This is a genomic window from Mesorhizobium sp. L48C026A00, assembly GCF_000502375.1.
GTDB classification, from domain to species: Bacteria; Pseudomonadota; Alphaproteobacteria; order Rhizobiales; family Rhizobiaceae; genus Mesorhizobium; species Mesorhizobium muleiense.
Genome location: NZ_AYWU01000006.1, coordinates 548,222 through 567,720, shown reverse-complemented (window position 1 = coordinate 567,720; position 19,499 = coordinate 548,222). Strand labels below are relative to the sequence as shown.

17 protein-coding genes and 1 pseudogene are annotated in these 19,499 nt (G+C 62.0%); 9 read left to right on the top strand and 9 right to left on the bottom strand.

The annotated features are described in order from the left end of the window. The 4 genes and pseudogenes from X738_RS86665 to X738_RS56615 form a co-directional block, all read left to right on the top strand. Positions 1 to 183: pseudogene (locus tag X738_RS86665) on the top strand (hypothetical protein); the annotation flags it as partial. 52 nt (positions 184 to 235) lie between these two features. Continuing rightward, positions 236 to 406 carry a hypothetical protein gene (locus X738_RS82555; protein WP_023798964.1) on the top strand — a complete coding sequence of 57 codons (171 nt, stop codon included), beginning with the start codon at positions 236 to 238 and terminating at the stop codon, positions 404 to 406. A gap of 99 nt (positions 407 to 505) precedes the next feature. Beyond that, positions 506 to 1,339, top strand: coding sequence for a helix-turn-helix domain-containing protein (locus tag X738_RS56620; RefSeq protein ID WP_023798963.1), 834 nt, complete (start codon positions 506 to 508; stop codon positions 1,337 to 1,339). A gap of 84 nt (positions 1,340 to 1,423) precedes the next feature. Further along, the gene (locus tag X738_RS56615; RefSeq protein ID WP_023798962.1) at positions 1,424 to 1,846 is read left to right on the top strand and encodes a VOC family protein; all 423 of its coding nucleotides are present in this window, start codon (positions 1,424 to 1,426) and stop codon (positions 1,844 to 1,846) included. Here the strand turns inward: X738_RS56615 and X738_RS56610 are convergent. From X738_RS56610 to X738_RS56605, 3 genes are read right to left on the bottom strand one after another with little or no spacing between them, the layout of a single operon-like run. Continuing rightward, positions 1,843 to 3,315 carry a cobyric acid synthase gene (locus X738_RS56610; RefSeq protein WP_023798961.1) on the bottom strand — a complete coding sequence of 491 codons (1,473 nt, stop codon included), beginning with the start codon at positions 3,313 to 3,315 and terminating at the stop codon, positions 1,843 to 1,845. The genes X738_RS56615 and X738_RS56610 overlap by 4 nt on opposite strands. Then, positions 3,315 to 3,452 carry a hypothetical protein gene (locus X738_RS89035; protein WP_373420406.1) on the bottom strand — a complete coding sequence of 46 codons (138 nt, stop codon included), beginning with the start codon at positions 3,450 to 3,452 and terminating at the stop codon, positions 3,315 to 3,317. The genes X738_RS56610 and X738_RS89035 overlap by 1 nt, the downstream gene beginning before the upstream one ends. Then, positions 3,449 to 3,838 carry a dimethylsulfonioproprionate lyase family protein gene (locus X738_RS56605; RefSeq protein ID WP_441295545.1) on the bottom strand — a complete coding sequence of 130 codons (390 nt, stop codon included), beginning with the start codon at positions 3,836 to 3,838 and terminating at the stop codon, positions 3,449 to 3,451. Before X738_RS56605 ends, X738_RS89035 begins: the two co-directional genes overlap by 4 nt. Positions 3,839 to 4,091: 253 nt before the next feature. Between X738_RS56605 and X738_RS56600 the strand changes: the two genes are divergently transcribed. Next, positions 4,092 to 5,261 carry an isobutyryl-CoA dehydrogenase gene (locus tag X738_RS56600; protein ID WP_023798960.1) on the top strand — a complete coding sequence of 390 codons (1,170 nt, stop codon included), beginning with the start codon at positions 4,092 to 4,094 and terminating at the stop codon, positions 5,259 to 5,261. Between the two features lie 248 nt (positions 5,262 to 5,509). Further along, on the top strand, positions 5,510 to 6,394 hold the full coding sequence (gene mmsB, locus X738_RS56595) for a 3-hydroxyisobutyrate dehydrogenase (RefSeq protein WP_023798959.1): 885 nt from the start codon (positions 5,510 to 5,512) through the stop codon (positions 6,392 to 6,394). 492 nt (positions 6,395 to 6,886) lie between these two features. On the opposite strand, the gene X738_RS56590 is transcribed toward mmsB, so the two are convergent. Then, positions 6,887 to 7,426 carry a hypothetical protein gene (locus tag X738_RS56590; protein WP_156942578.1) on the bottom strand — a complete coding sequence of 180 codons (540 nt, stop codon included), beginning with the start codon at positions 7,424 to 7,426 and terminating at the stop codon, positions 6,887 to 6,889. Positions 7,427 to 7,992: 566 nt separating this feature from the next. Between X738_RS56590 and X738_RS56585 the strand changes: the two genes are divergently transcribed. Beyond that, positions 7,993 to 10,017, top strand: coding sequence for an ABC transporter ATP-binding protein/permease (locus X738_RS56585; RefSeq protein ID WP_023798955.1), 2,025 nt, complete (start codon positions 7,993 to 7,995; stop codon positions 10,015 to 10,017). Between the two features lie 108 nt (positions 10,018 to 10,125). Here the strand turns inward: X738_RS56585 and X738_RS56580 are convergent, their stop codons facing one another. The 3 genes from X738_RS56580 to X738_RS56575 all read right to left on the bottom strand — a co-directional run bounded on the left by X738_RS56580 (position 10,126) and on the right by X738_RS56575 (position 13,812). Beyond that, complete coding sequence (locus X738_RS56580; protein WP_023798954.1) at positions 10,126 to 11,505, bottom strand: aspartate aminotransferase family protein; 1,380 nt, start codon at positions 11,503 to 11,505, stop codon at positions 10,126 to 10,128. A gap of 69 nt (positions 11,506 to 11,574) precedes the next feature. Then, complete coding sequence (locus tag X738_RS0141405) at positions 11,575 to 11,697, bottom strand: hypothetical protein (protein WP_031254781.1); 123 nt, start codon at positions 11,695 to 11,697, stop codon at positions 11,575 to 11,577. A gap of 45 nt (positions 11,698 to 11,742) precedes the next feature. After that, the gene (locus X738_RS56575; RefSeq protein ID WP_023798952.1) at positions 11,743 to 13,812 is read right to left on the bottom strand and encodes a prolyl oligopeptidase family serine peptidase; all 2,070 of its coding nucleotides are present in this window, start codon (positions 13,810 to 13,812) and stop codon (positions 11,743 to 11,745) included. Positions 13,813 to 13,953: 141 nt separating this feature from the next. On the opposite strand from X738_RS56575, the gene X738_RS56570 reads away from it, so the two are divergent. Beyond that, entirely contained in the window at positions 13,954 to 14,511 is a 558-nt protein-coding gene (locus X738_RS56570) for a hypothetical protein (RefSeq protein WP_023798951.1), read from the top strand. On the opposite strand, the gene X738_RS56565 is transcribed toward X738_RS56570, so the two are convergent. Then, positions 14,508 to 15,668, bottom strand: coding sequence for an MFS transporter (locus tag X738_RS56565; RefSeq protein WP_023798950.1), 1,161 nt, complete (start codon positions 15,666 to 15,668; stop codon positions 14,508 to 14,510). The two genes, X738_RS56570 and X738_RS56565, sit on opposite strands and share 4 nt — an antisense overlap. A gap of 124 nt (positions 15,669 to 15,792) precedes the next feature. Continuing rightward, positions 15,793 to 17,661 carry a phospholipase D-like domain-containing protein gene (locus X738_RS56560; protein ID WP_023798949.1) on the bottom strand — a complete coding sequence of 623 codons (1,869 nt, stop codon included), beginning with the start codon at positions 17,659 to 17,661 and terminating at the stop codon, positions 15,793 to 15,795. Between the two features lie 228 nt (positions 17,662 to 17,889). On the opposite strand from X738_RS56560, the gene X738_RS56555 reads away from it, so the two are divergent. Next, positions 17,890 to 19,467: a trimethylamine methyltransferase family protein gene (locus tag X738_RS56555; RefSeq protein ID WP_023798948.1), complete on the top strand. Its 1,578-nt coding sequence runs from the start codon at positions 17,890 to 17,892 to the stop codon at positions 19,465 to 19,467. Positions 19,468 to 19,499: the final 32 nt, after the last annotated feature.

The window sequence follows — 19,499 nt, the reverse complement described above, 5'->3', positions numbered from 1 at the left end:
CCGGCGAAGGAGAAAACTGTCACCCATGCAATCAGTCCATTCTGTTACCTATCTATCCGGTTCGGACACCGCCCTCTTCTCCCCGTCCCTAAACGGGGAGAAGTGCCCGGCAGGGCGATGAGGGGCGGCGCCAAGATCGACAATTGGTGGTCTCCGCCGCTGCGCACGCTGATTGGTGTGTGAACGGGGCGCCTGATAGGATGCGGTTGTACGAATCATGTCGGAGGAGCCACACATGAATCTCAGTGCGCCTACGCAGCTTATTTTCATCATATCCCTTGTTATCGCCATCATCGGTCTTCTCGCCGCTCTCGGCGTTTTTGCGTTCATTCCCCTGGCCGCGGTGTGGATCGTCCTCATCGCTTATGTCGTGCTTGCCGGCGGCTGCCTGGTTCGCGGCGCTTAAGCCTCAGATCTCTCAGGCAACTCGGAGCGCCCGGCCACAAGCCGGGCACTTTTGATTCTGAGGGTTGGTCTGCTACCATCCGCGGGCGGAGGAAAGCTCATGTCTGCCCAGAGCGAAGACGGCAGCAACCAGCACAGTCCTGGCCTCGACCGGTTCGAGATGGTTCGGCGTGCGCCTGGCCCTAGGCTCCAGGGTTCAGTCACTGACATCTGCGGCTACCGCGAAACCATGCCCGGCCGTTTCCGCAACGTCGAATACGCATCGCTGACCGTGCCGCTGGTCATCAGCTTTGCCGAACCCTTCGCCATCGGGCTCGGCAAGGAGCCGGGCGACAACGACCGCTTCGCCAGTTTCGCCGCCGGCCTCTATGCCGGTCCGGTGGTGATCGAATCCCGCGGCGGCGCCTGCTGCATCCAGGTCAATTTCACCCCGCTCGGCGCCCGACGCTTCTTCGGCCTTGCGATGAGCGAACTGACCGACCGCATGGTCGGCCTCGACGATGTGCTCGGGATCGAAGGCATCGCGCTGCGCGAAAGACTTGGCAATGCGCACGGCTGGAACGCACGTTTTGCCATCGTCGAGACGTTCGTCGCCGCGCGGCTGACTGACGCCCGCGAAATGCAGGCCGAAATCGCGTGGGCCTATGACCGGATCATCGTCTCGGGTGGCCGCATTCGCGTCGCATCGCTCGCCGACAGGCTGGGCTGGAGCCGCAAGCATCTCGCGGGAAAATTCTCCAACGCGATCGGCGTCGGCCCCAAGACGCTGTCGCGCATCGTCCGCTTCAACCGGGCGCTCGGCCTGTCAAGGCAGGGCAAATCCGACTGGGCTGATATCGCCGCCGATTGCGGCTATGCCGACCAGGCGCATCTGGTGCGCGAATTCCGCGACCTTGCCGGCGAAACGCCGACGGCGCTGGCCGCCCAGGCATAGAGGCGCAGGTAACATTTCTTCAAGACGTGGGAAAAGCCTTCGCCCAGACTGGATTATCGTCCAATCCAATTGAAGGAGATCGTCATGACCATGTCAGTCGAACCGCCCAGGCTCTATCCCACCTTGCGCTACCGCAATGCCGCGAAAATGATCGACTGGCTCGGTGAAGCCTTCGGCTTTGCCGTTCATGCCCGCTACGGCGAAGGCGACATCGTCCAACACGCCGAACTGACTTTCGGCTCCTCGATGATCATGCTGGGCACCGCACGCGACGACAAGTTTGGCCAGATGATCGGCGCACCGGGCCCGGGTGGCGGCAGATCGATCTATGTTGCCGTCGACGATGCCGATGCCGCTTATGCCAGAGCCAAAAAGGCCGGCGCCGAAATACTGGAAGAGCTCACCGACCGCGACTATGGCAGCCGCGAATTCATCTGCAGCGATCCGGAAGGCAATGTCTGGTCGTTCGGCACCTATTGGCCAAAGGCCGGTGAGCCCGCCAGCTAACGCGCCAGACCAAAGATAGCGTCGCAGTCGAGGTGGGTTTCCAGTTCGGCTGCGACCTCGTCCAATGCCCGTTCGACCTCGGCGCGATAATCGATGCCGCCGCCTTTGACGCCGAGATTTTCCAGGAATTTCGCCCGAAAAGCGTCGGCGGAAAACAGCCCGTGCAGATAGCTGCCCGACACCTTGCCGTCGGCGGAGACGGCGCCGTCATCGGCGCCGTTGATGACGGTGGATGGGCGCAGCGTGTCCGGACCGGTGGTGCGGCCGAGATGGATCTCGTAGCCCTCGAGCGGCAGGTCGAACTGGACCGAGCGCGCGCTGACATTGCGCACCGTCTTTTCCGGCTCCATCAGCGTTTCGACGTCGAGCAGGCCGAGCCCGTCGGTCTCGGTAACGCTGCCCTCGATGCCGTCGGGATCGCGCACGACACGGCCAAGCATCTGGAAGCCGCCGCAGATGCCGACGACGTGGCCGCCGCGCTTGCGATGGGCAAGCAGATCGCGGTCCCAGCCATTTTCACGGAACCTTAGCAGGTCGCCGATCGTCGACTTGGAGCCGGGAATGATCACCAGCCCAGCGTCGTCCGGCAAATGCTGGCCGGGCGGCACGAAGACGACCTCGACCTGCGGCTCGGCCTTGAGCGGGTCGAGGTCGTCGAAATTGGCGATGCGCGAAAGCATCGGCACGGCCACCTTCAGCGCGCGCTTCTCTCCGGACGCCAGGCGTTCGAGCACCACGGAATCTTCCGAGGGCAGCCGCGCCGCCGCCTTCAGCCATGGCACGACGCCAAAACAGCGCCAGCCGGTGAAGCTCTCGATCGCCTTGATGCCGTTATCGAACAGCGAGACATCGCCGCGGAACTTGTTGATGAGATAGCCGACGATCATGCGCCGGTCCTCTTCCGGCAGGATCAGATGGGTGCCGGCGACCGAGGCGATGACGCCGCCGCGATCGATGTCGCCGACGAGGATCACCGGCACGTCGGCGCGCGTCGCAAAGCCCATATTGGCGATGTCGCGGCTCCTGAGATTGATCTCGGCCGGCGAGCCGGCGCCTTCGACGATGACGAGGTCGGCACCCTCGGCGACCTCGGCCCAGGAGTCCAGCACGGCATCCATCAGCCGGCCCTTCAGCGCCTGGTAGTCTCGCGCCCGCGCCTCGCCGAACACCTTGCCCTGCACCACCACTTGGGCGCCGATATCGGTCTGCGGCTTGAGCAGCACCGGGTTCATATGGACGGTGGGCACAACGCCGCAGGCGATCGCCTGCAGCCATTGGGCGCGGCCGATCTCGCCGCCGAGTTTGTCGCCCGGAATATCGGCGACGGCGGCGTTGTTCGACATGTTCTGCGGCTTGAACGGCCGCACCTTCAGCCCACGCTTCTTCGCCACGCGGCAGAGGCCCGCGACCAGCACCGTCTTGCCGACATCGGAGCCTGTGCCCTGCAGCATGATCGCCTTGGCCGCCATCAATTCCTGCCCTGTGAAACGCTGCCGGTGATCGTGGATTTCGCGGCCAGTGGTCCGCCGCGCCAGAGGTAGAGCGCCAGCAGCGGCTCCTTGCCGGTGCGCATGGCGTGGCTGACATCAGAGGCATGGTGGATCACCTCACCCGCCTCGCGCCTGCCAAAGTCGCCTTCGCCCATGCGCCANCCATGCGCCATTCGGTGCCGCCGGTCAGCGGAATGTAGATCTCCTCGGCGACATGATGGTGGTCGGGATAGACGATTTCAGGTCCGAGGATCAGCAGACCGGCCGCGACCTCGTCGTTGACGAAATGGCCGCGCGTGCCGAAGACCTCCAGCCAGCCGTAATTGTCGATGAACGTCTTGCCGAAATCCGCCTCGCTGTAGGTCTGCCCCCAGCGCAATTGGCCGCGACGCTCCGCAAGCAGCCGCGCCAGCGGCTGGGCGTTGGCCGGAGCGAGCTCGACGATACGATCGAGCTGGCGCAGGCAGGCAAGCGGACGCGGATCGAGCGGTCGTGCCGGCATGGCCCAGCCGATCCGGGCCACCTCATTGCGCACCAGCGCATCATCGAATGTTGCGAGAGTGGCGTGGAAACGCTCGAGCAGTTCATCGAAATTTGTCGTCACGCCTTGCCCCAGACACGCATTATCACACAGCCGCCCCCAGATCGTTGGATGGAGCTAGTCGGCTTGCGCGGCGGCATCATTGGTCTAGATTGAACCGCGCGCAAAGCCAAAAACGACAGGCCAGGAGGCCGACGACATTACGGAGCACGCCATGGACGCCGCTGTTGATGCGGGCACCAGCCAGTTCGAACTCAACGAGGACCAGCGCGCCATCCAGCAAATGGCCGAGGCCTTCGCTGCCGATCGCGTTGCGCCGAACGCGCTCGACTGGGACCGCAACAAGCATTTTCCGGCGGACGTGATCCGCGAGACTGGCCCGCTCGGGCTTGGCGGCATCTATGTCAGTGACGATGTCGGCGGCTCAGCGCTCGGCCGGCTCGACGCGGTGCTGATCTTCGAGGCGCTTTCGCGCGCCGATCCGGCCTTCTCCTCCTTCATCTCGATCCACAATATGGTGGCTTCGATGATCGACCGCTTCGGCAGCGACGAGCAGCGCCAGCACTTCCTGCCGAAGCTGACCTCTATGGAATGGCTGGCGAGCTATTGCCTGACCGAGCCGGGTTCGGGATCGGATGCTGCGGCGCTGAAGACGCGTGCGGTGAGGAGCGGCGGCGACTATGTGCTGAACGGCGTCAAGCAGTTCATTTCGGGCGCCGGCGACAGCGACCTTTACATCGTCATGGCGCGCACCGGCGCCGACGGTCCGAAGGGCATTTCGACCTTCGTCGTGCCGAAAGATGCGCCCGGCCTGTCTTTCGGCGCCAACGAGCACAAGATGGGCTGGCACATGCAGTCGACCCGCCAGGTCGTCTTCGAGGACTGCAAGGTGCCGGTTGAAAACCTGCTCTCGGACGAAGGCGCCGGCTTCGGCATCGCCATGGCCGGGCTCGACGGCGGCCGGCTCAACATCGCCGCCTGTTCGCTGGGCGGGGCGCAATCGGCGCTCGACAAGGCGCTGTCCTACACCGCCGAACGCAAGGCCTTCGGAGCCAAGATCAACCAGTTCCAGGCGCTGCAATTCAAGCTGGCCGACATGGAGACCGAGTTGCAGGCAGCACGGATATTCCTTTACGCCGCTGCCTCGAAGCTCGACCGCAAGGCCCCGGACGCCTCGAAATGGTCTGCGATGGCGAAGCGCTTCGTCACCGACGTCGGCTTCAACGTTGCCAACGACGCGCTGCAACTGCATGGCGGCTATGGCTATCTGCACGATTACGGCATCGAGAAGCTGGTGCGGGATTTGCGCGTTCACCAGATTCTCGAAGGCACCAACGAGATCATGCGCGTCATCATCGCACGCGCGCTGATCGGGCGGCAGTAGGGCAGTAGGGCAGTAGGGCAGTAGTAGTGACCGGCAGGATCAATTCTTACAAGGACCTTATTGTATGGCAGCAGGGGAGATATCTGGCGCATGATCAAGCTTTATCAGATGCGACCTAGGCATAGGAAAAATGCTTCGCAACTTATAAGCAACTAGCGCCCGAATAGGCTGCCCTACTGCCCGACTGCCCGACTGCCCGACTGCCCTACTGCCTAACTGCTGCCTTACCCAAACCACGGAGTGCCATCATGACCACCATCGCCTTCATCGGCCTCGGCAATATGGGCAATCCGATGGCAGCCAATCTCGTCAAGGCTGGATATGCCGTTCACGGCTTCGACCTGATCCCGGAAAATCTCGCCAACGCCAAGGAGCATGGGGTCGTCGTCATGGCCAATGCCGTTGCCGCCGTGAAGGAGGCCGATGTGGTCATCACCATGCTGCCGGCCGGCAAACACGTTCTGTCGGTCTATGAAGACATCGTGCCAAAAGCGAAAAAAGGCGCGCTGTTCATCGATTCCTCGACCATCGACGTCGAATCGGCACGAAAAGCCCACGCCATTGCCGCCAGACACAAGCTGCTGTCGATCGACGCGCCGGTTTCCGGCGGCACCGGCGGCGCCGCCGCCGGCACGCTGACCTTCATGGCCGGCGGCGCGAAGGAAGCTTTTGCCAAGGCCGAACCAATCCTCAAGCCGATGGCCGGCCGCATCGTCCATTGCGGCGATGACGGCGCCGGACAGGCGGCAAAGATCTGCAACAACATGATCTTGGGCATTTCGATGATCGGCGTCGCCGAAGCCTTCGTTCTGGCGGAAAAGCTCGGCCTGTCGCACCAGGCGCTGTTCGACGTCGCCTCGAACTCGTCGGGCCAGTGCTGGTCGCTGACCACCTACTGCCCGGTCCCTGGTCCGGTGCCGACATCGCCGGCCAACAATGGCTACAGGCCGGGGTTTGCCGCGGCACTGATGCTGAAAGACCTGAAACTGTCGCAGGAAGCCGCGCAAAGCGCCGGTGCGGTGACGCCGCTGGGCGCCGAGGCCGCACAGCTTTATGCGCTGTTCAACGCCCAGGGGCATGCCGCTGCCGACTTCTCCGGCATCATAAATTTCCTGCGCGGCACCTCGGCGTAATGCATGTCGCCCAAAAGCTTGCCCTTCAGACGCGACGCGCTTTCAGCCTCGAAACTCGACCGGCTTTCGGTTTCCGGCAAGAAACGCGGAAATTTAGATTTGCTTAAACTATCGATAACCACCCGGTAACGATGTCCCTGTAGAACGGAGTGCGAGGCGGCCTATCGCAACCGCCCGGCGCTCCGGATCAGGTCTCGCGTACCGGAGCCCGTAAGTTTCGCCAAGTGTTCAGTCAGCGAAGCGCCATGCGTATCTGGCAAAGCCGCGTTCCCGATGGAGCGCGGTTTTTGCATTAATGGGCCGGGACCGCGCGGCCCTCGGTGGTGCAAGTCACGACCCCGTGCGGCCAAGGGAAGAGGGCTATGCGAGCCTCTTCTCAAGTTGCTCCATCCAATCGAGTTGCGACCAGCTTGCCGTCCATCATCATGGGGATGATTGCCAGCTTCTTTTCTTCCAGGAATTCCAGATCGGCGCTGCCTTGATTGAGGTCCATCAGCTGCTCGACTTTCCATCCGGATGAATGCGAAAGAGCGCCCCTGCGACCCAATCCGTAACCAGCCAATTCCCTGCCCCGTCTGATTCTAGACCATCCAGATTTCCAACAGGCTCGCCGGACCCGATGTCAGAGATGGCCTTCGTCTTCAGGTCGATCGCGATCAGATGGCGGGGTGTCTTGGACGAAAAATCCGGCTGGACGTCGCGACCCCAACCTGCGACGAGGAGGCGACCGTCTTCGACGCGCAGACCATTCGGATGCAGGAGATCCTCGCTCTCGAGCCAGACGGAGAGAGCATCATTGTCCGGAACATAAATCCTGTTCGCCAGCATGTCGGAAGCAAAGACCCGACCCGCCTCGTCGATAGCGGGATCATTGAGGAATTGAGCGCCTTCTGCAGGCCACGTTCCAGTGATCTGACCGCTCTCGACGTCGACAGCCATGAGCCGATCGATGTCGGTGACGAAAAGCGTATCGCCTTTCATCACCAATCCCTTGGGCGCATTAAAGCCGGTCACCCATTCGGCTGCCTGCAATTTTCCGTCAGGCGAAACTTTCGAAAGGTATCCAACCCCATCCTTGCCGGCGGGCTCGCCGACAATGTTGGAGACGTAGAAGACGTTCCGCTTTGCATCGAAGAGGACGCTCTCTGGGGCCTTGAAGCCGTCAAGCGACCAGACCTCCTCCGCCGTCGCCGGCAACCCTGTCACTCCTAGTAGCAGAATAGAAAATAGAACTGTCTGCAGCCTAATCATGATAGCCTCCCTATGTTATTTTGACGCGTTTATGTAAAACGCAACTACAAATTGCGTTGTCGATCTTACAAAACTTACAGTTTACGCTTCGATTGCTCTGACAAGCCTATGTGCCAAGCGGCTTATGCTTAGCCAGCATTACAATTCCCCAGATGAATGGCAGCTCCAACACCACTGTCGTTGGAAGCCGCACTGCGGACGAAAGATTGTCGACACGCTCGCGAAGCGGCAGCAGATCAAGGAAGACGCCAGGAAACGAAGCCGACCGCATCCGCGCCGACGTGGAGATCAAGCGGCTTGAGCGGACATCATTGAAACCTTCTGATTTCCAAGCCGTTATCGCCGGTATGTCCGGGGCTAAATCCAAGCCGAAATCCGTCTCCAAATCGCGCGATGGCGAGAAGTCGCGCCAGGAGAAGCAATCGACTGTCGAAGCCGCGTCTGAGATCGCCGGCGCGGCTCCGCCGCCGCTGGATTTTGTCGAACCCGATCCGGAGCTGACCCCTGAGGAGGCCGAGCAGGCGCGCAAGAGATACTTGCTGAGGCGTTTCTGGATCAGCGCGCGCGGTTACTGGGGCCGCGGAGGCGATAGGCGGGCTTGGCCGTACACGATCGGGTTATTGCTCCTGATCGTCATCAATGTCGGCTTCCAGTATGGGATCAATGTCTGGAATCGCGCAATTTTCGATGCCCTTGAGCAACGCAATGCGCGCACCGTCTATGTCCTGAGCGCCGTTTTCGTGCCGCTCGTGCTCGGAAGCGGAAGCCTTGTCGTTGCACAGGTCTTCCTTCGCATGACGATGCAGCGCCGCTGGCGTTCCTGGCTCACCAACGCGGTCATCGCGCGGTGGCTTGCAAGCGGCCGCTACTTTCAGTTGAACCTCGTCGGCGGCGACCACCAGAACCCTGAAGCACGCATCACGGAGGATTTGCGGATTGCCACCGAATCCCCGGTCGACTTCATCGCCGGTGTCATCAACGCGTTTCTGTCGGCCTCGACCTTCATCGTGGTGCTCTGGACGATCGGCGGGGCCCTGACTCTGCCGATCGCAGGTTCGACGGTGACCATTCCCGGCTTTCTCGTCATCACCGCGGTGCTCTATGCCGCGATCACATCCACCTCGATGGCGGTCATTGGCCGCCATTTCGTCCACCTCTCCGAGGAAAAAAATCAGGCGGAAGCCGAATTCCGCTACACGCTGACCCGAGTGCGGGAAAACGGCGAGAGTATCGCATTGCTCGGCGGCGAGGAGGAAGAGCGTAGCGGCATCGACAAGACGTTCGCCTATGTGCTCAGGCAATGGGCGCTCCTTACAGGTCAGCACATGCGCACAGCGCTGGTATCGCAGGGGGCGAGTCTGTTTGCGCCTGTCGTGCCGGTTTTGCTTTGCGCTCCAAAGTTTCTCGAAGGCGGCATGACACTTGGACAGGTCATGCAGGCTGCCTCAGCCTTTGCCATTGTGCAGGGCGCGTTCGGATGGCTGGTCGACAACTACCCCCGTCTCGCCAATTGGAACGCCTGTGCAAGGCGCATCGCCTCGCTGATGATGTCGCTGGACGGGCTCGAGCGCGCCGAACAGAGCAACACGTTGGGACGCATAAAGCGCGGCGAAGCTGCAGGCGATGCGATGCTCAGCCTGAACAATCTCTCCGTGTCGCTCGACGACGGCACCGCCGTGGTCAAGGAAACCAAGGTCGTGATCGAATCAGGCGAGCGGGTGCTCGTCGCCGGCGAATCCGGCTCAGGTAAGAGTACGCTGGTGCGGGCCGTCGCAGGTCTGTGGCCGTGGGGCGGCGGCAGCGTCAACATCCACGCCGACAGACGGCTGTTCATGTTGCCGCAACGGCCTTATGTCCCCACCGGGACGCTTCGCCGCGCAGTCGCCTATCCAGGCGCCGCCGATCGCTGGACGCTGGACGAGATCAAGGCTGCCCTCGACAAGGTCGGGCTCGATTATCTGAACGACAAGATCGAGGACGACGCGCCATGGGACCAGACCCTCTCGGGTGGCGAAAAGCAGCGGCTCGCCTTCGCGCGTCTTCTGCTGCACAGCCCCGATATCATCGTGCTGGATGAAGCAACGTCAGCACTCGATGAAAAGAGCCAGGACAAGATGATGGAGATGATCGTTCACGAATTGCCGAAGGTCACCATCATAAGCGTGGCGCATCGCGCCGAGCTGGAAGCCTTTCATAGCCGCAAGATCACCTTGGAGCGGCGCGAGGGCGGCGCAAAGCTTGTCAGCGATATCGATCTTGTCCAGCGCAAGAGAAGACGGAACTTGCTTGAGCGATTTATGCGGCGCCGGCGCGCCGTACCGAAGCGCAGCACTGCCTTGAGCAAAGCGGCGCTGCCCGAGACAAAAAAGTGAAATCCGCCGATCGGGCCTCGGCTCTTGGTGAGCGGCTCCTCCGGCTGGCAGAATCCGGCATTCAAACGCCGGGCGTCCGGTTGCAGAACGCCCGGCGATCGTTTTATCTCACCGCTTGCGCAAATCCGCCTGCGCCAGGTCAAGCGCCTTGGCGATGCGGCCGCAGGCCATGTCGATCGTCTCGCGCGTCCAGATCAGTGGCGGCGACAGGATCATCGTATCGCCGGTGGCGCGCAGCATCATGCCTTGGGCAACTGCGTGGTCGCGGACGGTCACGGCCGCGCTCCCGGCCGGCAGGAAGCGCTCCTTGGTCGCCTTGTCGCTGACGATCTCGATCGCCCCCATCAGCCCGATCGAGCGCACCTCCCCGACCAGATCGTGCTCGCCGACGTGCTCCTGCAGCGCCTTGGCGAAATAGGGTCCGGTGTCGTTCTTGACCCGATCGACCAAACCTTCCCGCTCGATGATCTCGAGGTTCTTCAGCGCCACGGCGCAGGCCACGGGGTGGCCGGCATAGGTATAGCCGTGATTGAACTCGCCGCCCTTCTCGACCAGCGTCGCGGCGATGCGGTCACCGACCAGCAATGCCGACAGCGGCTGATAGCCGGAGGTCAGCGCCTTGGCGGTGGTGATGGTATCGGGCTCGATGTAGAATGTCTGCGCTGCGAACCACTCGCCGGTGCGGCCATAGCCGGTGATGACCTCGTCGAGCATCAGCAGGATATCGTATTTGCGGCAGATGCGCTGCACTTCCGGCCAATAGCTCATCGGCGGTATCTTCACGCCGCCTGCTCCCATCACCGGCTCGCCGATGAAGGCGGCGACCTTGTCGGCGCCGGCTTCGAGGATGGCATCCTCGACGGCCTTGGCCGCGCGCAGGCCGAAATCATGGTCGCTTTCGCCGGGCAGAGCCAGCTCATAGGCATAAGGCATCATCACATGGACGATGTTGGGAACCGCGCCGTTGAGCTGCTTGTGCATCGGCTCCATGCCGCCCAGCGACGTGCCGGCGATGGTCGAGCCGTGATAGGCGCTCTTGCGCGAGATGATGCGGTTCTTCTCCGGCTTACCTTCCAATGCCCAATAGTGGCGCACGAGGCGTAGCGCCGTGTCGTTGGCCTCCGAACCGGACGAGCCGAAGAACACCTGGTTGACATGCTTCGGTGCCAGTTCCGCCAGCTTTTTGGCCAGCAGCACCGGTGTCGGGGTCGAGCATTTGAAGAAGGAATTGTAGTAGGGCAGTTCCTTCATCTGGGCGTAAGCGGCGTCGGCCAGCTCATCGCGCCCGTAACCGATGTTGACGCACCACAGCCCGGCCATGCCGTCGAGGATTTCCGTGCCTTCGGAATCGTAGATGAACGGCCCGTCGGCGTGGGTGATGATGCGTGAGCCGGCCTCGCGCATCTCCTTGTGGTCGGTAAACGGATGGAGGTGATGCGCAGCATCGATCTGCTGAAGCTGCTTCAGCGAATAATTCTGATAGGTCATGTCTGATCTTCCTCTTGAACCAATCCGGCAATTGCAGACAATCCGGCAATTGCAGCGGGGGCGGATTCGTCAGAGGAAGGCGGGCGGCGAATAGCCGATGCGGGCGCAAAGCCGCAAAAGCTCGGCGCGAAGCGTGCGCGGCGACGGCGTCACCGCCACCCCAAACGCGCAGCATGCCTTCATCCAAGCCATGCAGCATCTTAGGCGGTCTGATGCGCTCAGTTCAAGCCGTTCCGTTCAAGTCGTTTCGGTCAGCGCCCGTTGCAGGAAGACATACTTCATCGCCGCCTGTGCCGCTTGCGGCCGGCGATCGCCGCGCCCGCCATGGCCGCCCTCGGTCTCCTCGAAAAACAGCGTCTTCGCGTGGCCGGCAGCCTGCAGCCGTGCCGCCATCTTCCGCGCATGGCCGGGATGGACGCGGTCGTCGGCGGTCGATGTGGTCAGCAGCACCGGCGGATAGGCGGCATCGGTCTCGACATGCTGATAAGGCGAGTAAGCCGCCAGCGACGCGGCCTCTTCCGGCTTCGCCGGATCGCCATACTCGGCCATCCAGGATGCGCCGGGCGGCAGTTCGGTGTAGCGCAGCATGTCGAGCAGCGGCACGTCGATGATCACCGCGCCGAAAAGCTCCGGATGCTGGGTCAGCGAAACGCCGGTCAGCAAGCCGCCATTCGAGCCGCCCTGGATGCCAAGCGTCGCCGGCGTGGCGATTCCGCGTTCCACCAGGTCTTGCGCGACCGCGGCGAAATCGTCGAAGGCGTTCTGGCGATTGGCCTTGAGCGCGGCCTGATGCCAGTTCGGACCGAACTCGCCGCCGCCGCGGATATTGGCCTGCACATAGGCATTGCCCTTTTCCAGCCACAGCCGGCCGCGCACGCCGGCATAGCCGGGCAGTAGCGGCACTTCGAAGCCGCCATAGCCGTAAAGCAGCGTCGGCACCGGCCCGTCCTGGTCGCGCCGCCTGACGACGAAATAAGGGATTTTGGTGCCGTCCTTCGAGCGTGCCTCGAACTGTTCCGAGACCAGGGACGATGCATCGAAACGCGCCGGCTGCGATTTCACGGTTGTCAGCATCGCTGCATTGTCGTCCGACCAGATGATCGAGCTCGGCGTCAGGAAATCGGTGAAGGAGAAGGACACGCTGGAGCCGAAACGCTCGGCGTGGCTGATGCCGACACTGCCGTTTTCGGGCAGCGCCACCGGCTGCAGCGACCAGCCGCTGCCGCTGCGATCGCAGGCGACGACCTTGCCGCGCACATTGTCCATCAGATTGATGAACAATCGGTCCCGCGTGCGGGCAATGCCGGCAATCGAGACACGATCCGCCGGCTCGAGCACGGTCTCAACAGGTGCGAGCGCATTGGTCTCGATCCAGCGCGCGAAGTCCAACGAATAGAGGCCATCAGGATTGCACAGCGTGCCGTTCGGCGCCGTCCACGGGCTGCGCACTCCAAAGACTAACTGATCCCTGAACAGCACCGTGTCGGTCACGTCGTCCGGCAACGGGATGCGTCTGTTTTCGCCGGAGGGCAGACGCAGAAAACTGTGCGAAGCAAAGAAATCGAGCGTCCGGGTCAGCAAGATATGACGCTTGTCGCCGTCGAATTCGAGGGAACCGCCGGCGGCGAGATCCTGCTTCTGCGCCTCGAAAATCGGCGTCGCATCCTCCAGCCTGGTGCCGCGCTGCCAAAGCTTGACCACGCGCGGATAACCGGACTGGGTTTTTTCGTCCTCTTCGAAGGCAGCCGAGACGATGACCGTGTCCTTGTCCAGCCAGTTGAAGCCCGACTTCGAGGCAGGAGCACGAAAGCCGTCCTCGACAAAGGACTTGCTGTCGATGTCGAATTCGCGCATTTCGCTGGCGTCGCCGCCATCCGGCGACAGGCTGAGCAGGCAGCGGCTGAAATCGGGGTAAAGCCGGCTGGCGCCGCTGAACACCCATTTCACACCCTCTTTGGCTGACAGACTGTCGAAGTCGATGATCGTCTCCCATTCCGGCTTCTCGGTCTTGTAGGAAGCGACCGGAGTACGCCGCCAGAGGCCGAGCACGTTGGTCTTGTCCTGCCAGAAATTATAGACGTGGCCGTTGAGCGCAAACCCGACGGCAATGTTGTCTTCGGCCGTCATCAGGTCCAGTGCGGTTTGGAAGCAGGTCTGGTACAATGGATCGCCCTGCAACTCGGCGACCGTGATCTCGTTCTGACGGTGAACCCAGTCGAGCGTTTCCTTGCCCGTTCTGTCCTCCAGCCAGAGAAAGGGATCCTCAGTCGCCGAATTGGGACGCGTCTTTGTGTTCGAACTGGTCATGTGGTCTCCGATAGATTCGTCAAGGCTCGGCAACGTCGTCTTGCCACTATCGGTATTCAACTTGGAACGCAAAAGGAGCCATTGCGCTGTTGGCCTCCTAAGGTGGGGCCTCCTGCCGCCCGCAGGCCACGAGGGAACTCCATGCAACATCTGTACATTGCGAAAGAGAAGTTCGGTCCTTTCAGCGGCACTGCGTGGACCATGTACATCAACTGGTCCGGCCTCACCCAATTAAGCGAGGTCGTCTCACTCGATGGAATGCTCGGGCCGGTCGCGCTGGGACAGGTAAAGGACAGCTACTGGCCCCATATTGTTAACGAGGACTACATGCTCGATTTCTTTGTGGACCTGGACTTCCTCCTTTCGGAGTTGGCGGATCCGGGCGATTTGAATGTCCTCAATGTGATACGAAGACCGTCGGTTGACGTGCGTTCACTCGACTGGAACGGATTTACCTTCCTGGGCTACGACTTGTTGGATAAAGACGTCTCCATAAGCGCTTTGACCAACTGCGGAGGATTTCCTGACGTGTTTGCGAACACGGAACTGTCCGATATTGGATTGATACCCGATTTTGATCGTGCTGTTGAAATTCGAGACCTTCTACGCAGGATGCATCCCTCTGAACACCATGCCGAATGTGATTTATGGGCGATTTCCAGATGGCACGGAAATGAAGGCACCCCGCAATTGTATTAGACCGCTCGCCCCCGCAATACGGTTGTGACCGCCAACGCCAGACAAATGGCGCCAAGCGTGATCGGCAGGCCGTCCGCGCCGAGAATATCCATGGCGCCGCCCGCCAGCGGCGGCACGGCGATGCCCCCGACGCCCCACATTAGCGAGAAGGCGGCGTTGCCGGCGACCAGTGCCGAGCCGGTAAACCGCTCGCCGAGCTCGATGATCGACATCGTGTAGATGCCGTAGGAAACCGCGCCCCAGACGAACACGCACGGCCAGATCAGCGGCGTCTCTATGAGAACCGGCAACAGCACACACCCGAGCACCGTTAGCGATACACAGATAAATCGCACCAGACGCGCTGTCAGCCGTTCCGCCAGCAGGCCGAGCGGCACCTGCATGGCGATGTTGCCGGCGATCATCATCGACAGCAGCGCCGACATGCGAGCCTCCGCGATGCCATAATGCGCTCCGTAGACCGGCAGCAGTGCCAGCACCCCCTGTTCGAAACCGGCGGCCACCACCACCGCCGACAGCAGCAACCATGCCATCGGCATGAAACCCATCACCGAAACCTGGTGCCCGGCTTCATCGACCTTTGGCAGCCGTCCCAGCACCAGCGCCAGGCAGACGCCGCAAAAGACGAATGCGGCGATGCCGACGAGAAACGGCGGCCATCCTTCGGTGCCGACCGCAAGCAGGCACAGCGGGCCGGCCGCGAAACCTGCCGAAATGACTGTAGAATAGATGCCCATCACGCGACCGCGGCGCGCCGGAGGCGCCAGCGCGATCACCCAGATCTCGCTCAGCACATAGAGCGGATTGGTCACCACGCCGATCAGGAAGCGCAGTGGAAACCAGAGATAGACATTTTGCGTCCAGCCGATCAGCGCCAGCATGATGGCGGAAAGGGCCGCGCAGGTCAGCGCCGTGCGCCCTGCCCCGAACCGACGCGCCAGCGCCGGGATAAGCGGCGACGAGACGATAAAGCCGACCGGCGTCATTGCCGCCGACAGGCCGATCATGGCCGGCGAGACGCCCTGGCGCTGCAGGATGAAGCTCAGCAGTGGGTAGCTCAGCCCTTGCGCGATGGCGAACACCGAAACGGTGGCGATCACGCCGGTGATCGCCGCCCACTGCATTGTCTGGTCGCTGTTCTGTTCCGCCCGGTCCATGATCCGCACCACGAAACCTGCACGATTAGCGTTTCGGCGGCGTGCCGGGAAGCACCGGCGGCAGGAACCGCTTGCGCCAGCCAGAGCATGCCTTGTTAAGGACTCCGCGGCGCCATTCAGGCCACTACGGAAAATACCGGGCAATCGCCCCCTTCCTGCCCTCCGCGTAAGGCTTCAGCCACTTGTCGTCGATGGAGAGCCCGTCATTGTCCGACGGTCCTTCTCCAATCGTTCTGCGCCAGGCGCGGAACTTGTAGTGGTCGAACACGTCGAGCATATGCACCGCAAAGGCCGCAGCGAACGTCTTGTCGCCTTCGACGATCACCATGTTCTCGTCGTTTTCATAGGACGCCTTGTAGCCAAGGTTGTGGCTGCCGGCGATGACGGTCGCATTGTCGGCCATCGGATCGATGATCACGATTTTGTCGTGCACGATCGCATGGCCGACGGTCAGCACTTCCGCCTGGAAATCCCGCGCAACGGAGGCCCCCGTCAGGTTGGCCGCCCTGACGATGGAGACGTTCGGCGCCTCCCAGACCTTCTCCGGAAAGACGAATGGCGATTTGCCGTCCTTGTTCGATTTGTTGGTGACTGGATCCCGGGTCGGAGCAATATAGTTGGGCATGGCGGTGTGATCGCTGATTGCGCCTTGCACGATCAGCTTTGGATTCGCCGTCGCCGCCGCGACCGCCTGATCGATGACCGAGTTGTTGCCAAGCCGCGACGGATTGAACACGAGAAAGAGCACCGCCTCCTTCGCCGCCTTGATTCGTGCGAAAACGTCTTCGAGATCGACAGGCCGCACCGAGATGTCCTTTTTGCTGCGGTCGGGATCGTTTGGCGAGAACCAGATGGTGGTCCCATCGACATGGTTCGGTGTGCGATTCTTCAGGCGAAACGGCCTGCCTTGCTTCTGCGCCACACGTCCGGCGGCGCTATCGCTCGCCGGCGGCGGGAACACGTCGGCCTTCATCCGTTCCCAATAGGCATCGAACACTTCGGCCATGGCAGGGTCGTCGCGGATGAAGGCGTTGTTGGACTGTCCGCAAATGCCCGTCGACGTCCAATTGGTGCTGCCGGTCATGACCGCTTGCGGATTGCCCTGGGCGTCGCGGTAGACGGCAAACTTGTTATGGCCGATATGGTTGTTGTTGAACAGACGATCGGTCACCACGACGCCGGCGTCGCGCAGCCGCTTTCTGAAGGGCGCGTTGCCCGCGTCCCACGCCCTCGTTTGTTCATCCCTGCCCGAATTCGAAAGAATGACGTCGACGACATCCTTGGCGTCGATGATCGCGTCGCACAACTCGTCATCGCCAAGCTCGTAGAGGGCAAGCCTGACAGTGCCGCCCTCGGCCTTGGCCCGTTTCATCAGGCTGGTGAGCACATCCGGAACCTCGCCATGAAGATAGGCGCGGATCTTGCTGCCGGGACGCTGAAGCTCGGCCCTGATCTTGTCGCGCTGCCCGACCTTGATGCCGGCGTCTTCCAGCGCGCGCGACAGCCATTGCGTCGAGAGCACGCCGTTGGTGAAGGCGAGCCGCGCCTTGCCGAACATCGATCCCAGGAAGATGGTCGGGCTGACGGCGCCTTGTCCGAGATAGCCGAGCGGCCGAGCCGCTCCGGTATAGGCTTTCTCGGGACGCACCGGCACTGGATCGAGGCCGGGCCGCATGTCGCCGACCGGACGCACCCGGTAGGCGACCAATTCGCCATCCGGCCTGATTTCGACGCTGTCGCGGCGCCGCCGCACCGTAAGATCGCGCCAGAATGTCTTCTGCACCGGCCAGACGCCGGTATCCTGCGGAATCCAGTCCTTGTTGCGTTGCCCCCGGAAAGGCACCCAGGACGCCAGACAGCGTTCCTCGCCGGTGCCGGGATAGATACGGACGATCTCGAAGCCGAGACAGCCGTCGATCATTCCGTCAATATCCCAGGCAATGAAAGCGACTTCGTTGTTGGTCGCTGCACGCACACTGACAACATCCGACACAGAAATAGTCTCCCTCAGGACGGTTTGTATTCAATGTACTTGCTCAATATGACGTGATCGCAACGTGACATGTTTCACAGTTCGGGCACAGATCTGGATTCGCCCTGGTGCGTCCGGCTGGCGAACGTCCATGTCGCTTCCCTCGTCCTAGTGGTCGCCGCCTCCGCAATGGCGGGACGGCGGTCGGTCCATTATGCCGCCGCACCGTCGCAGCGTACGAGGACTATCATGACCGCCGCCCTTCATCCCGCCGAACCGGCATTGACAAACGACCGCGCCCGTCGCGGCGGCCGCGCGGGCAAGCGCGCCGGCGCAGCGGCGGCATTCGAGCAGCCGCCTTTCCGTCAGCTGAAAATCCCGCTGACGCCGACCAGGCTGGTCTCCGACGACGAACTGGAATCGATCCACCTCGCCTCGCTGCGCGTTCTCAGGGAAATCGGCGTCGACGTGCTGCACGACGAGGCAAGGCGCATCATGAAGGCGCATGGCGCGGATGTCCGCGAAGGCAGTGAGCGGGTGCGCTTCGACAGCGACATGATCCTCGAGCTGGTTTCGCACTGCCCGTCGGAATTCACCATCCATGCCCGCAATCCGGCGCACAATGTCCGCTTCGGCGGCGACAACCTGATCATCTCGATGATGGCGTCGGCGCCCAATTGTTCCGACATCGACCGCGGCCGCCGCCCCGGCAACCAGCAGGACTACCGCAACTTCCTCAAGCTTGCGCAGATGCACAACATCCTGAACTGCACCGGCGGCTATCCGGTCGAGCCGATCGATATCCATCCCTCCGTCCGCCACCTCGAATGCATCCGCGATCTGAGCGTGCTCACCGACAAGGTGTTCCACATCTACTCGCTCGGCAAGGAGCGCAATGTTGACGGCATCGAGATCACCAGGATCGCGCGCGGCATCAGCGACGAACAGCTTCTCGAACAGCCGTCGGTGTTCACCATCATCAACACCAATTCGCCGCTCAAGCTCGACGTGCCGATGATGGAAGGCATCATCCAGATGTCGAGCAAGGGCCAGGTCGTCATCGTGACGCCGTTCACCCTGTCGGGCGCCATGGCGCCGGTGACCATCGCCGGCGCGCTGGTGCAGCAGAATGCCGAAGCGCTGTCCGGCATTGCCTTCGCTCAGATGGTGCGCAAGGGCGCGCCCGTCGGCTATGGCGGCTTCACCTCCAACGTCGACATGAAGTCCGGCGCGCCGGCCTTCGGCACGCCGGAATACATGAAGGCGCAATTGGTCGGCGGTCAACTCGCCCGCCGCTACAACATCCCCTACCGCACTTCCAACACCTGCGCCGCCAACACGGTCGACGCACAGGCCGCCTATGAAAGCGTGTTCTCGCTGTGGGGCGCCATCCAGGGCGGCGGCAATCTGATGATGCATGCGGCCGGCTGGCTGGAAGGCGGCCTGCGCTGCTCCTACGAGAAGACCATCCTGGACATCGATCTGCTGCAGATGGTGGCCGAATTTTTGACCCCGCTCGACCTTTCGGAGGAAGCACTGGCGATCGACGCCATCCGCGATGTCGGTCCCGGCGGCCATTTCTTCGGCACCCAGCATACCCAGGACCGCTACAAGACCGCCTTCTATTCGCCTATCATCTCCGACTGGCGCAATTTCGAGACCTGGGCAGAAGCCGGATCGCCGACAGCTATCGAAAAAGCCAATCGGGTGTGGAAGGAGCGGCTGGCCTCCTATGAAGAGCCCTACATGGACCCGGCTATCCGCGAGGAGCTCGACGCCTTCGTCGACAAACGTCGGTCCGAAGGCGGCGCGCCGACTGATTTTTGATCATCTGCATTGATTTGATGAACAGGCGACTC